At 62.7% G+C, this 13,637-nt stretch carries 13 protein-coding genes; 4 read left to right on the top strand and 9 right to left on the bottom strand.

What is annotated here, in order from left to right; genetic code table 11:
- Nucleotides 1–163: 163 nt before the first annotated feature.
- A complete protein-coding gene (locus AOP6_RS02685) occupies nucleotides 164–2,062 on the top strand; it encodes an AMP-binding protein (protein ID WP_155875096.1) in 1,899 nt (632 codons plus the stop codon).
- Between the two features lie 75 nt (nucleotides 2,063–2,137).
- On the opposite strand, the gene AOP6_RS02680 is transcribed toward AOP6_RS02685, so the two are convergent.
- Nucleotides 2,138–2,509 carry a hypothetical protein gene (locus AOP6_RS02680; protein WP_155875095.1) on the bottom strand — a complete coding sequence of 124 codons (372 nt, stop codon included), beginning with the start codon at nucleotides 2,507–2,509 and terminating at the stop codon, nucleotides 2,138–2,140.
- 202 nt (nucleotides 2,510–2,711) lie between these two features.
- Here AOP6_RS02680 and AOP6_RS02675 point away from each other — a divergent pair, with 202 nt between their 5' ends.
- Both AOP6_RS02675 and AOP6_RS02670 read left to right on the top strand, forming a co-directional pair.
- Nucleotides 2,712–3,323, top strand: a complete 612-nt coding sequence (locus AOP6_RS02675; protein ID WP_155875094.1) for an arylesterase — start codon at nucleotides 2,712–2,714, stop codon at nucleotides 3,321–3,323.
- A gap of 73 nt (nucleotides 3,324–3,396) precedes the next feature.
- Entirely contained in the window at nucleotides 3,397–4,806 is a 1,410-nt protein-coding gene (locus tag AOP6_RS02670; RefSeq protein WP_155875093.1) for an MATE family efflux transporter, read from the top strand.
- A 66-nt stretch (nucleotides 4,807–4,872) separates the two neighbouring features.
- Here the strand turns inward: AOP6_RS02670 and AOP6_RS02665 are convergent, their stop codons facing one another.
- The 5 genes from AOP6_RS02665 to queF form a co-directional block, all read right to left on the bottom strand.
- A complete protein-coding gene (locus tag AOP6_RS02665; RefSeq protein ID WP_155875092.1) occupies nucleotides 4,873–5,913 on the bottom strand; it encodes a GMP reductase in 1,041 nt (346 codons plus the stop codon).
- Between the two features lie 55 nt (nucleotides 5,914–5,968).
- Complete coding sequence (locus AOP6_RS02660; RefSeq protein WP_155875091.1) at nucleotides 5,969–6,796, bottom strand: S1-like domain-containing RNA-binding protein; 828 nt, start codon at nucleotides 6,794–6,796, stop codon at nucleotides 5,969–5,971.
- 87 nt (nucleotides 6,797–6,883) lie between these two features.
- Entirely contained in the window at nucleotides 6,884–7,213 is a 330-nt protein-coding gene (locus AOP6_RS02655; RefSeq protein WP_155875090.1) for a pyrimidine/purine nucleoside phosphorylase, read from the bottom strand.
- A gap of 88 nt (nucleotides 7,214–7,301) precedes the next feature.
- A complete protein-coding gene (locus tag AOP6_RS02650; protein ID WP_155875089.1) occupies nucleotides 7,302–8,045 on the bottom strand; it encodes an SDR family oxidoreductase in 744 nt (247 codons plus the stop codon).
- Nucleotides 8,046–8,090: 45 nt separating this feature from the next.
- The gene (gene queF, locus AOP6_RS02645) at nucleotides 8,091–8,921 is read right to left on the bottom strand and encodes an NADPH-dependent 7-cyano-7-deazaguanine reductase QueF (RefSeq protein ID WP_155875088.1); all 831 of its coding nucleotides are present in this window, start codon (nucleotides 8,919–8,921) and stop codon (nucleotides 8,091–8,093) included.
- Between the two features lie 155 nt (nucleotides 8,922–9,076).
- Between queF and AOP6_RS02640 the strand changes: the two genes are divergently transcribed.
- Nucleotides 9,077–10,060, top strand: a complete 984-nt coding sequence (locus tag AOP6_RS02640; protein ID WP_155875087.1) for a serine/threonine protein kinase — start codon at nucleotides 9,077–9,079, stop codon at nucleotides 10,058–10,060.
- A gap of 4 nt (nucleotides 10,061–10,064) precedes the next feature.
- Here the strand turns inward: AOP6_RS02640 and AOP6_RS02635 are convergent, their stop codons facing one another.
- The 3 genes from AOP6_RS02635 to AOP6_RS02625 form a co-directional block, all read right to left on the bottom strand.
- Nucleotides 10,065–11,297 carry a YbfB/YjiJ family MFS transporter gene (locus AOP6_RS02635; protein ID WP_155875086.1) on the bottom strand — a complete coding sequence of 411 codons (1,233 nt, stop codon included), beginning with the start codon at nucleotides 11,295–11,297 and terminating at the stop codon, nucleotides 10,065–10,067.
- Nucleotides 11,298–11,372: 75 nt separating this feature from the next.
- Entirely contained in the window at nucleotides 11,373–11,867 is a 495-nt protein-coding gene (locus tag AOP6_RS02630) for a peptidylprolyl isomerase (protein WP_155875085.1), read from the bottom strand.
- Between the two features lie 57 nt (nucleotides 11,868–11,924).
- Nucleotides 11,925–13,559 (bottom strand): ABC-F family ATP-binding cassette domain-containing protein, encoded by a 1,635-nt coding sequence (locus tag AOP6_RS02625; RefSeq protein WP_155875084.1) that lies wholly within the window; start codon nucleotides 13,557–13,559, stop codon nucleotides 11,925–11,927.
- Between the last annotated feature and the right edge of the window lie 78 nt (nucleotides 13,560–13,637).

The raw sequence follows: 13,637 nt of genomic DNA, 5'->3' as shown, positions 1-13,637 counted from the left end.
AAGAAGATGGGATGGGGAAATCCCGTTGCGCGCCAACATTAAACCTAAAAAATGGACAGGATTCAAGACCGCAGTCAAGCTGACGTCCGCACAAAAGAGTCTTGTGCAAAACCAGCGTCTCACGGTAGAGTACCGAAAAAGACAGGGAAAGGGTCAACAAACCATGATAACCGCCAGCCCTACAACGCTTTTCGACGTTTTAATCCAAAGCTATCGGCAGTTTTCCCAGCGCACGGCCTTTATCTACCGGGCGGCGGGCAAAGAGTTCTCCGTCACCTACGAGAAACTCTTCGACGATGTCCTGCTGCTGGCCCGCGCCTTTCGGGAGAAGAAGATCGGCCACGGCTCCAAGGTGATGCTCCTCTCCGACAACCGCTATGGCTGGATGGTTACCGACCTGGCCCTCATTTCCCTGGGCGCCATCAGCGTGCCGCGGGGGAGCGACACGCCGACGCGGGAGCTGGAATTTATCATGACCCACGCGGGCTGCGAATTTCTGGTGGTGGAAAACGAGGAACTGTACGAACAGCACCGCGAAATGACGGACAAGTTACCCCAGCTCAAGGTGACCTTCATCATTGAATCCGAGAGCCGCCACAAGCTCTTTCAGCCCGTCTACGCCTACCAGGATCTGCTGCAGGATCGCACCATCACCCCCGAGGAACTGCAGGATTTTATCCGCAGCAGCGCGCAACTGGGATCAGAAGATACCGTCACCCTGGTCTACACCTCCGGCACCACGGGGATGCCCAAAGGGGTAGTGCTGACCCATCGGAATCTCATGCACCAGATTGCCAGCCTGCCGCCCATCATTGAACTGACGGCGGAGGATCGCTGGCTCTCGATCCTGCCGTCCTGGCATATCTTCGAGCGCACGGCCGAATATATCGCTCTGGCCAAAGGCAGCTGCATCGTTTACTCGACCCTGAAGACCTTCGCCGAGGACCTGGTCACCTATAAGCCGACTCTGGTGGCTACCGTGCCGCGCCTGTGGGAATCCCTCTACAGCAAAATCAATGCCGCGCTCGAAAAGCAGAGCAAGAAAAAGGCCAAGCTCTTCCGCGCCCTGGTGTGGATCTCGGCCACCTTCCGGCGCAACAGCCGTCTGCTCAAGGATCATCTCCCCCGCTACAAGCCGGTCTTTTTTCTGCGTCGCTGGCTGCAGAAACTGCGGGCGCTGGGCGCTGTCATCCTGCTCTTGCCTCTGTACCTGCTGGCCCGCAAAAAGCTGGCGCTGGTGCAGGAGAAATTCGGCGGCCGTCTGCGCGTGGCCATCAGCGGCGGCGGCAGTCTCCCCGACTACCTGGACGCCTGGCTCGACGCCGTTGGCATCCGCATCGCCAACGCCTATGGCATGACCGAATGTGCCCCCGGCATCGCCGGCCGCGCCCTCGATTGTCCCATTTTTGGCACCCTGGGCAAGCCGATTGCCGGAACGGAGGTGCGTATCGTGGACGAGGCCGGCCAGGTGCTTCCCGCCGGCTGCGAGGGGGAAGTGCAGGTGCGCGGCCAACAGGTCACCCCCGGCTATTACAACAACCCGGATGAGAACGACAAATCCTTCACGGCCGACGGCTTCTTCAAAACCGGCGACCTCGGCAAGTTCACCCTCACCGGCGAACTGGTGCTCTGCGGCCGCTCGAAGGAGATCATCGTGCTGGCCAGCGGCGAGAACATCGACCCTACCCACATCGAATCGACCATCACCATGCTCCCCTTCGTGGCCGACGCCGTGCTGGTCGGGCAGGACAAGAAAGGCCTCGGCGCTCTCATCGTGCCCGATATGGACAAGCTGAAGGAGTACGTATCCGACAAGTTCAGCCATCTCGTGGGTGAAACGGAGGACTTCCTCAACGACAAACAGGTGATGGCCAAGGTCAAGAACGAGATCAACAAGCTGCTGCACCCCAAGAAGGGCTTCAAGCCCTATGAGCGCCTCAGCGGCATCAGTTTTCTGGACAAGGAATTCAAGGCGGGAGAAGAGCTGACGAACACGCTGAAGAAAAAGCGTCACGTCATCGAACAGAAGTACAAGGAGATCATCAACAAGCTGCTGAAGTAGATGGGCGGCCATCCCAAAAAAACACGGGGACGCCGTCAAGACGTCCCCGCGAAAGGGAGAAAGATTCTGCGTGACCTACCAGGGGATGCGCAGGTCGATGGATCCATACCCCGAAGGCGGAATGACCGCCCCGTAGATCACCCGCAGCATGCCGTCAGGCCCCTGGCGATGGTGGGCGGCGGGACGGTAGTGGCCGTGTTTTTTCTGCCCATGCTTCGCCTGCTGGTGTCCCCAGCGCGGCGGCTTGTTTTTTCGGTGCTTCCCATAGGCATGGTCATTGTTATAGTGCCTGTCACCATAGGTCCGATCCTGGCCCCGCTGATGGTGGGACACCTCCTTGACCACCACGACCTTTTTCCTGGCGTCATGGGCTTCGGCGGCCAGGGGAGCCCCGAGGGTGAACAGACTGCCAATCAACAGCACCAACAGTGTTTTCATGGTTTTCATGGCACGCTCCTTTCCTTTGGCAAGACATCGTATAATCGGCTTCTTTGTGTCCAAGCCTAACCCGCCCCGAACACAATAAAAAGCCGATATCGCGGCGAATGCCCCCTGATGTCTAGTCGATTCAATATCATTTCAACCAGTTACCAAAAACCACATCGGGTGACAGGGCGCTGTTTTATCACCCCGGCCCAGGAGATTTTTTATGTTTCGCCTTCTTCATTTCTTAGCCATCGCTCTTTTTTTGCTGCCGGCCGGCGGTTGTGACCGCGGACCAGCCATCGCTCCCTTGCCCGAGGACGCCATCGTGCTGGCTTTCGGCGACAGTCTCACGTACGGTACCGGCGCCGGCTCGGGTGAATCCTACCCCGAAGTGCTGGCCGCCCTGCTGGGCCGCACCGTCATCAACGCAGGCGTGCCCGGGGAGACCTCGGCTCAGGGTCTGCGGCGCCTCCCGGACGTGCTGGCGGAATATGAGCCCGACCTGGTCATTCTCTGCCATGGCGGCAACGACTTTCTGCGCCGCCTTGACCGGCAGCAGCTGGCCGCCAACCTCGAAGCCATGGTCGCGCTCATCCACGACAGCGGCGCCGAGGTCGTTGTCGTCGGCGTTCCCCAGTTCGGCCTGCTTTTGAAGACCGCTCCACTCTACGATCAGCTCGCCGAGACCTACCGCCTGCCTTACGAAGGGGACATCATCACCGATCTGCTGGGCGACCGCGACCTCAAGAGCGACACCGTACACCCCAATGCCGCCGGCTACCGTCAGCTAGCCGAGGCCCTCTTTCGCCTCATCGACAGGGCGCAGCGTTCCTGATGGGGGCGATTTTTCGACCCGGCTATTCCGCCCTTGACCCGGGGACGGTACAGGCATAAGATTTCGCTCCGTCATGAATACCATTCCCTCCACCAAACGCCAGCGCTCCCTACGGGAGCTGAAGACTCTGGCCATTCTCTCCGGCCCCCTCGTCGCCGCCCAGGTCTCTCAGTCCGCCATGGGTTTCATCGACACGGTCATGGCCGGCCGGGTCGGCTCCGTCGACCTGGCGGCAGTGGCCATGGGTGCGAGCATCTGGCACCCCCTCTTTCTCTTCATGCTCGGCATCCTCATGGCCGTCACCCCCTCCGTCGCTCAGCTGCACGGCGGCGGCTTCCGCCGGGAGATTGGCCACCACGTGCGCCAGGCCCTGCTCCTGGGCCTGGTCCTGAGTCTGCTGGTCATCCCCCTGCTGCGCCACGCCGGCCCCGTGCTTGTCTGGATGGAGGTCGACCCCGTGGCCGCGCCCAAGACCCTGGCCTACCTGGAAGCCATTTCCTGGGGGATGCCGGCCATTGCCGGCTTTTTCGTACTGCGTCACTTCAGCGAGGGCCTCTCCTGCTCGAAGCCGAGCATGATCATCAGCCTGCTGGCCCTGCCTTTTAACGCCACCGCCAACTATGTGCTTATCTACGGCAAACTCGGTCTGCCCGCCCTCGGCGGCCCGGGTTGCGGCTGGGCCACTTCGCTGACCATGTGGTTCATGCTGCTGGGCATGCTGGTCATCGTGCGCCGGGGACAGATCTACCGGCCCTCCCAGCTCTTCGACGCCTGGCCGCGCCCCGACTGGCAGGAGATCGGCCAGATTCTGCGCCTGGGGGTTCCCATCGGTTTCTCCCTTTTTGTCGAAGCCAGCATCTTCGCGGTTATCGCCCTGCTCATCGGCTCCCTCGGCGCGGACATCGTCGCCGCCCACCAGATCTGCCTGAGCTTCTCGACCCTTGTCTTCATGATCCCCATGAGCATCTCCAGCGCCATCTCCATCCGGGTGGGCTGGGCCCTGGGCAGCCGCGACCTCGCCCTCGCCCGCCGCGCCGGTTACACCGGCATCGCCCTCACCGGCGTCATCGCCCTGTGTACCTCGACCCTCTGCCTGCTCTTCCCCGAACCGGTGGCGGCCATCTACACCACCAACCCCGAGGTACGCCGCCTGGCCGTGGAGCTGCTCATCCTCGGCGCCCTCTTCCAGGTTTCCGACGCCATCCAGGTCAGCACCTCCGGCGCCCTGCGGGGCTACAAGGACACCCGGGTTCCCATGTTCCTGCTCATCTTCGCCTACTGGGGCGTCGGCCTGCCCATCGGCTACAGCCTGGGCCTCACCTCCCTGTGGGGCGAACCGATGGGAGCGGCCGGCTTCTGGATCGGCCTCATCGCCGGTCTGACCATGGCAGCGCTGCTGCTGAGCGGACGCCTGGTGCGGGTCATTCGCAACTATCGCCGCGCCGGCCTGGACTCTCTCCCTCCCGGAACCCCTGTCGCCTGATCCCCAAAAAGCCAAGGGCGACCTTGCGGGCCGCCCTTGGTATCGAACTCCTTTATGTGTGGCCCGTTAGTCGGAAAATTTCTGATTTTCCTGCTCCAATACGCGAATGAAGGTGGTGCGCTTGGTGAGCTCCTTGAGGGCGGCGGCACCGACATAGGTGCAGGCGGAGCGTACGCCGCCGAGGACGTCCTTGACCGTCTCGGCGAGAGGACCACGATAAGGGACTTCCACCGTCTTGCCTTCGGAAGCGCGGTAGTGGGCGACGCCGCCGGCGTGTTTCTCCATGGCCGTGGCCGAACTCATGCCGTAGAAGAGCTTGAAGGCCTGGCCACCGCGTTCGACAATTTGGCCGCCGCTCTCGTCGTGGCCGGCGAACATGCCGCCGAGCATGACGAAGTCGGCCCCACCGCCGAAGGCCTTGGCGACGTCACCGGCACAAACACAGCCGCCGTCGGAGATGATGCGCCCGCCGAGGCCGTGGGCCGCATCGGCGCATTCGATGACGGCGGAAAGTTGGGGGTAGCCGACACCGGTCTTCACCCGGGTGGTGCAGACCGAGCCGGGGCCGATACCGACCTTGACGATGTCGGCCCCCGACAGCAGCAGCTCTTCCACCATCTCCCCCGTCACCACATTGCCGGCGACGATGGTCTTCTCGGGCCAGGCTGCACGCACGCGGCGGACGAAATCGACGAAGGCCTCGGCGTAGCCGTTGGCCACGTCGATGCAGATGAATTCGAGTTTGGGGTGGTTGGTCAGAATTTGGGTGAGCTTGTCGAATTCCTCCTCGGAGGTACCGGTGCTGACCAGGATATGTTCATAGATATCGTCGGCCCTTCCCTGCAGCCAGACCGCCCATTCCTCCAGGCTGTAATGCTTGTGAATCGCGGTGAGCAGGCCGAAACCGGCCAGCACTTCCGCCGCTTCGAAAGTCCCCACCGTGTCCATGTTGGCGGCGATGACGGGTATCCCCGTCCAGGTTTTGCCGCTGTGCAGAAAGGTGTAGGTGCGGTTCAGCTCCACCTGGGCGCGGCTCTTGAGGTTGGAGCGTTTGGGACGGATGAGCACATCCTTGAAGCCCAGCTTGATATCGGTCTCTACGCGCATGGTTCCTCCCTGTCCTTTTGCTAGGACGGCCCCTGTTCGGCCCGTCGTTTCTCCTTCAGTTCGATTTCAGCCGCACCCCGTCCTCGCTCAGCTCCACCCGTTTTTCCTTATAGAGACCACCCACCGCCTTTTTGAAGACCTTCTTGCTCATTCCCAGGCGCTTCTGGATTTCCCAGGAAGGACTCTTGTCGTGCAGGGGCAGGAAACCCTCCTTCTGCAGGGCGGCAAGCAGGGTTTTCCTGGCGTCCTCGATCCCCTCGATACCGCTCTGACGCAGGGTGACATCCAGCTTGCCGTCGGGGCGGATGGTCTTGACGTAGCCCTGCAGGCGGTCGCCACGCTTGAGGCCGCTGCGCAGCTCGTCCTTGTAGAGCAGAGCCCCGTAGAGGCCATTGACGATCACCTTGGCGCCGAGATCGGTGTACTGCCAGAGAATGAGCTCGACGTTGTCCCCCTCTTTAAGGTTCTTGATCTCAGGCTCCAGGCATTCATCCAGACGGGCGGTAGCCACCACGCGGCCGCGGTTGTCAAGGCAGACCTTGACCAGGTATTTGTGCCCGGTGCGCATGCGCTCGGGCTGCTCGCTGTAGGGAGCCAGCAGATCCTTCGGCATCCCCCAGTCGAGAAAGGCTCCGTGCCGGGTGACGTCCTTGACCTTGAGCAGGGCAAACTCGCCGACCTGGGCCTTGGGCAGGTTGAGGGTGGCCACGGGTTTCTCCGCAGCATCGAGAGTGACGAAGACAGGATAGACCGCCCCGACGCTGGCGTCGGCCGGGACTTCACGGATGGGCAGCAGCACCGGTTGGGACTCCTCCCCCAGCCAGGCGCCCTCTTCATCGAGACGATGGATTTTCAGGTTTTGAATGCGGCCAATTTCAAACATCAGGTCCTCCTGCGAACTTGCCCAAAAAAGACAACGCCGGGCAGAGGGCCCGGCGTCTGCCAGAGTTTCTATTATACACGGGTTTTCCTAAACAAAAGAGCAGACGTACTCGGTGATGCCATCGGCGACTTCGATGTCAAAGGACGAATGACCGGGCACATCGAACCAGGTGCCGGCGCTGAAACCGATCCAGTCACCTTGGCCGCCGATGCGGACGCGGCAGCTGCCAGCGATGATTTCCATCTTCTCGGGGGCCTCGGTGTTGAAGGTGTAATGGCCGGGATAGACCAGCCCGAGGGTCTTCTTGCGGCCGTCGGCCAGCAGGATGCTGTGGCTGACCACCTTGCCGTCAAAGTAAATGTTGGCCTTGCAGGTCACGGTGACTTCGGTGAAGCTTTGGGGTGCCTGGTAACTCATGGGATTTCTCCTGCGGGTTAATGGGGTTCTGAGCCGGTCTAGTTATCACAAGGACGCAGCTTCCGCAAGGGAATTCCCGGCCGCCGCCTCAGCGCTGGCGATGCACCGCCAGATGCCCCCAGGACTGGTAGACCGACATGACCTCGAGGGCGTTGATGTTGACATGAGCAGGGACGTTGGCCACATACCAGATAATGTCGGCGATATCCTCCGGCCGTAGGGGCTCTGTGTCGGCATAGACGCCGGCGGCGCGCTCACCGTCCCCCTTGAAGCGAACCTGGGAGAACTCCGTCTCCGCCATGCCAGGGGCCAGATAGGTGACGCGGACCCGGCTGCCGAGCAGGTCGGCGCGCAGATTGCGGCTGAACTGCTCGACAAAGGCCTTGGTCGACCCGTAGACGTTGCCGCCGGGATAGGGCCAGCTTCCGGCGGTGGAGCCGATATTGATGACATGGCCGCCATTGCGGGCGACCATGGCCGGCAGTACTGTGCGGGTGCAGTACATGACTCCCTTGATGTTGGTATCGACCATGGTCTCCCAGTCGTCGAGATCAACCTCCCAGGCCGGCTCCAGACCGAGGGCAAGGCCGGCGTTGTTGAGTAGCACGTCGACGGCGGGCAAATCCCCCAGAGCCTCCTGCACGGCCTGGCGCTGGCGCACGTCGAGGACCAGGGTGCGGCTGACGGCGGCGCCCAGCTCCTGCTCCAGCGCCTGCAGGCGCTCGCGGCGGCGGCCGGTGAGGATGAGCTGCCAGCCTTCGGTGGCGAAGCGGCGCGCGCAGGCTTCTCCGAATCCCGAGGTGGCGCCGGTAATGAGAATCGTTTTGGCCATGGCAGAAAGCTCCTTTCGGAAAAAATATAAAACCAGGGGAGGGAACTACTGACGGGCCAGCCGCAGGTTCTCCACCGTGTTCTCGAAATTGCTGCGGAAGGGATTGATGTCGAGGCCGCCGCGACGGGTGTAGCGCGCGTAGACGGTAAGCCGCTCCGGCCGGCAGAAACGCATGAGGTCGGCGAAGATGCGCTCGACGCACTGCTCGTGGAATTCGTTGTGCTGGCGGAAGGAGATGAGGTAGCGCAGCAGAGCGGCGGGATCGATACGACCACCACGATAGCGGATGAGCACGCTGGCCCAGTCGGGCTGCCAGGTGACGAGGCAGTTGCTTTTGAGCAGATGGCTGTGCAGCTCTTCCTCGACGACATCCGCCGCGTCGGCCGCCCCGGTCAGCAGCTCGGCCTCCAGCTGGTACTGGCTGACCGCGATATCGATCCCATCGATACAGCGTCCCGGCAGGGCGAAGAGGCGCTCCTCGCCGAAGCGCTCGCTGCCGATGAGGCGCACCTGCACCGGCGCCCCGGCCACGCGGCCGAGATCCTCGGCCAGCACCTGCTCCACCTCGGCGAAGCTGGCAAAGCGGGTCTGGTTGAAGGAGTTGAGGTAGAGCTTGAAGGACTTGGATTCGACGATGTTTGGCGAATGGCAGGGGAAGCGGAACTCCCCCATGGCCACCACCGGCTTGCCGCCGGGCTGCAGCCAGGAGAGCTCGAAGGCGTTCCAGATGTCCACCCCCTGAAAGGGAAGCGCCCGCTCCAGTCCTAGCTCCAGGCGCTTGAGGCTGCGCGGCACGGCACAGAGCAGGCCGGCATCGTATTCGGATTTGTACTCGGTGGTCCTGCCCAGAGGCAGGGAAGCGTCAAAATCAGTCATGGGATTAATTGTCCGTCAGCATGGGGGTGATGTCAAGGATACCGCCACAATAACGCTGGCTTGGCGATCCGTCAAAAGTTTTCGGGCACAAAAAGGACAATTGCCTTATACTGCCGCCACTTCCCGAAAAAGCCGAACAAAAGGATAGCGAGACGATGACCGAGAACCAGCCCCCCTTCCAGAGCCTGACCCCCAGCTTCATCATGGACGCCATCGAAAGCCAGGGCTACGTCTGCGACTGCCGCACCCTGGCCCTGAACAGCTACGAGAACCGCGTCTACCAGGTGGGCATCGAGGAAGGCCAGCCGCTCATCGCCAAGTTCTACCGCCCCGAACGCTGGACCGATGCCCAGATTGGCGAAGAGCACCAGTTCTGCTTCGAGCTGCGGGAGCACGAGCTGCCCGTCGTCGCCCCCCTGTGCAACGAGGCGGGGGAGAGCCTCTTTCACTACGGTGGCTTCCGCTTCGCCCTCTATGCACGCCAGGGGGGACACGCTCCCGAGTTCGACGATCTGGACAACCTGCTCATCATGGGGCGCCTGCTCGGTCGCCTGCACCGCATCGGCGCCATCCGCCCCTTTGTTCACCGGCCTCATCTCGACGGCCAGAGCTTCGGCCACGACAGCGTCGCCCTCATCAGCGAGCACTTCATCCCGCCCGAGTATAAGGCCAACTACGACGCCCTCACGACGGATCTGCTGCAGGGCGTCGACGACGTGACGGCGACGGTGACGGCCCGCGCCATCCGCGTGCATGGCGACTGTCATGCCGGCAATATTCTCTGGCGCAACGACGCTCCTCATCTGGTCGATCTGGACGACGCCCGCATGGCCCCGGCCGTGCAGGATATCTGGATGATGCTCTCAGGTGACCGTTCCCGTCAGCAGGTGCAGCTGGCGGAGATCCTCGACGGCTATCAGGAGTTCTACGATTTTCACCCGGCCGAGCTGCGCCTGATCGAGGCTTTGCGCAGCCTGCGCATCCTGCACTTCACCGCCTGGCTGGCCCGCCGCTGGGACGACCCCACCTTTCCCCGCCATTTTTCCTGGTTCAACACCCCCCGCTACTGGGGCGAGCACATCCTCCAGCTGCGCGAGCAGATCGCCGCTCTGGTCGAGCCCCCCCTGCAGGCGCCCTGAGCCCTCAACGCTCCCCATCCCGCATCGACAGAAACGAGGCCAGCAGTACAGCCATGCCCGTGAGTCCCCCCGATAGCAGAAAAGCCGTGGTGAAGGTACCGCTGGTTTCGGCCAGCACGCCGGCGCTCGCCGGACCGAGGGTCTGGCCGACGGCGAAAAAGACGGTGATAAGGGAGAAGCCGGCGGCCGCCCGTGACAGTCCCAGGAGGTCGCCGACGGCGGCGGCCATAATAGTCGGAATGGCAAAGGTGGAGATTCCGTAGAGGATGACGGAAGCCACCAGGGCCCCTTCACCCAGGGAAGAGCCGGCCAAAAGGTAAGCCAGACTCTGAATGACGAAGACGAGCATGAGCCCGGTCTTGCGGCCGAGGCGGTCGGACAGCGCCCCGAAGCCCACGCCGGAGAAGAGGCTGAAAAAGCCGACCCAGGACCAGAACAGGCCGGCGCGGGCCTCGGCGAGGCCGAATTCGCTGACCATGGCCGTGACGATAAAGGTGCCGTAGACCATGTAGGTGGCGCCGAAGATGAGATAGAGCACGCCGAGCAGCAGCAGGCTGCGGCCGCTTCCCGGCGGCGAATGGTCGGCGACGGCGGCGGGTTCGAGGGACTGCCTGGCTCCCAGCGGCTCCAGGCCCAGGTCGGCCGGCTCGTTGCGCACCAGCATCGCCGTGCAGACCGCCGCCCCCAGGGTGATCGCCGCCAGAATGAGCCAGCCCGTGCGCCAACCCTGCATGCCCAGACTCGCATTGAGGTTGGGGATCAGAAAGCCGGCGAAGATGATGGCGGCGCCGTTGCCCATGATCATGAGGCCGGCGGCACGGCCACGCCGTTCGCGGCGGAACCAGTGGGAGATGAGCAGTACCGACGGGATATTGGCGAAGCCGCCTCCCATGCCGACCAGTGTATAAAAGACGAGCAGGGGCAGGAAACTCTCAGCCTGGCTGATGCCGACCATGCACAGGGCGATCAGCAGCAGACTGCCGGCGATGAGCACGCGGGGCCGGGCCAGGCGCAGCAACAGGGGCGCCAGAGCCACCGAGACCAGGTAACCGGCGAAGTTGCCGGTACTGACGTAGCCCATCTGGTCGTAGCCGAGAGCGAGGCCGGCCTTCATGGCGGGCAGTAGCATACCGAAGGCGAAGCGGGCCAGGCCCAGGCAGGAGAAGATGGTCAGACCGCCGCAGAGGACGATGACCCAGGCGTAATGAAAGGGCAGGGATGTCTTGGGTTGATTCATGAAGTGCCCGGCGCGTGGAGAAGTAAAAAGCCGCGCCCCTTTCGATGCGGGGCGCGGCCAGATGGTACGGTTGGACTAGAGAATCTCGACCAGGGTGAATTCGTAGGTGAGATCTTCGCCCGCCAAGGGATGGTTGGCGTCGAAGGTGACGCTGTCGTCCGCCACCTCGACCACCGTCACCCCGATGGCCTCGTCTTCCTCGTCGGTGAGGACCAGCTCTTCACCGACCTCGGGCTGCATGTCGTCGGGAATCTGTTCGCGGGGAACCGCGAAGACCTTGCTCTCGTCGTAATCGCCGAAAGCGTCATCCGAAGGGATGGTCAGGGTCTTCTTCTCCCCCGGCGCCATGCCGATGAGAGCCTCTTCGATCTGCTCAAAGAACTCCCCCTCGCCGATGACCAGCTCCAGGGGTCCCGCCTCGCAGCCGCAGCCCTCGTCGCCGCAGTCGTCCGTATCGCAGTGGCCGGTTTCGCAGTCGCCGCTATCCAGGGTGCTGTCGAAAATGGTGCCGTCTTCCAGGGTGCCGGTAAAATCGATGCGGACCCGATCGCCTTTTTTGGCCTGTGCCATGATGTCTGTCCTTCCTATGCTGTGTGAAATGGATGTTGCCTGTAAGTGCCCGGCCAGCTAGGCCGCGCGGTTCTCCTGCCCGCTCTTGCGCAGGTAATATTCATAATCGCCCTCGTAGACCCGCATGTCGCCATGATCGACCTCGAAGACCCGATTGACGAGGCTGCGCAGGAAGTGGCGGTCGTGGCTGACCAGCACGACGGTGCCGGCGAACTTCTGCAGGGCTTCCAGCAGCACCTCGCGGGACTGGATGTCGAGATGGTTGGTCGGCTCGTCGAGAACGAGAAAATTGATGGGCCGCGCCAGCAAAGTGGCCAGCACCACGCGGCTCTTCTCGCCGCCGGAGAGCTTTTCGATGCGCTTGTCGACGTCGTCGCCGCTGAACAGAAAGGCGGCGCAGAGGTTGCGCACCACGCCGATAGAGGCCATGGGGATGGCTTCCTGCACCGTTTCGAAGACGGTGCGCCTGGGGTCAAGGACGTCCATGGCGTGCTGGCTGAAATAGCCCAGGTGGACGCTGGCCCCCAGGGTGACGCTCCCCTCGCTCGGTTCCGTCTGCCCGGCCAGCACCTTGAGAAAGGTCGACTTGCCGGCGCCGTTGACCCCGACCACAGCAATCTTCTCCTGACGACGGATGAGACCGGAAACGCCGCCGAAGACCGACTTCTCGCCGCCGTCGGGCAGGGGCCAGCGCTTGGCCAGACTGTCGATCTTCACCACGTCGTCACCGCTGCGCGGCGGCTCAGCGAATTCGAAGCGCACGGTGCGCTGTTCTGGCGGCAGCTCAATGCGCTCGATCTTCTCCAGCTTCTTCACGCGCGACTGCACCTGGGCGGCGTGGGAGGCGCGGGCAGCGAAGCGGGCGATGAAATCCTCTTCCTTGGCCAGCATCTCCTGCTGGCGACGGTGGCTGGCCAGCAGCTGCTCGCGGCGGATTTCGCGCTCGCGCAGGTAAAAATCGTAATTGCCGCCGTAGGTCGTCACCGTGCGGTTGGACACTTCGATGATGCGACTGACCAAGCGGTTCATGAAGTCGCGGTCGTGGCTGGTCATGAGCACCGCTCCCTTGAAGTCGGTGGACAGCCAGTTTTCCAGCCAGACGATGGACTCGACGTCGAGGTGGTTGGTCGGCTCGTCAAGGAGCAGCACGTCAGGGTTGAGGGTGAGGATGCGGGCCAGAGCGATGCGCATTTTCCAGCCGCCGCTGAAATCCTCCACCGGGCGATTGTAGTCGTCGGGCCCAATGCCAAGGCCCGTGAGCACCGCCTGGGCGCGGGCTTCGAGGTCGTAGCCGCCGCGATGCTCGAACTCTTCCTGGGCATCGCCGTAGCGTTCCAGCAACTCGGCCAGGGCATCATCGGCCATGGGTTCGCACATGGCCGCCTCCATGGCCTTGATCTCCTCGCCGAGGGCCACGGTGCGGGCGGAAGCCGCCATGACCTCGGCCAGGGCGCTGCGGCCGGACATCTCACCGACATCCTGGGAAAAGTAGCCGATCACCGTCTTTTTCGAGCAGGAGATCTCGCCGCTGTCGGCCTCTTCCTCGCCGGTGATGAGGCGGAAAATGGTGGACTTACCGGCGCCGTTGGGGCCGACGAGGCCGCTGCGGGTGCCGGGCAGGATCTGAAAGCTGGCGTTCTGGAAGAGGATCTGGGTGCCATGCTGTTTGTTGATGTTGGTCAGGTGAATCATGAATCAAAGCTCCACGGAAAAAGTCCCGCCTTGTTAGCACGACCGACCCCCTAACGGCAAGACAAATAACCGAAAATT

The organism is Desulfuromonas sp. AOP6 (genome assembly GCF_009731355.2).
GTDB lineage: Bacteria > Desulfobacterota > Desulfuromonadia > Desulfuromonadales > SZUA-540 > SZUA-540.
This window is presented reverse-complemented; position numbering and strand designations above follow the sequence as displayed.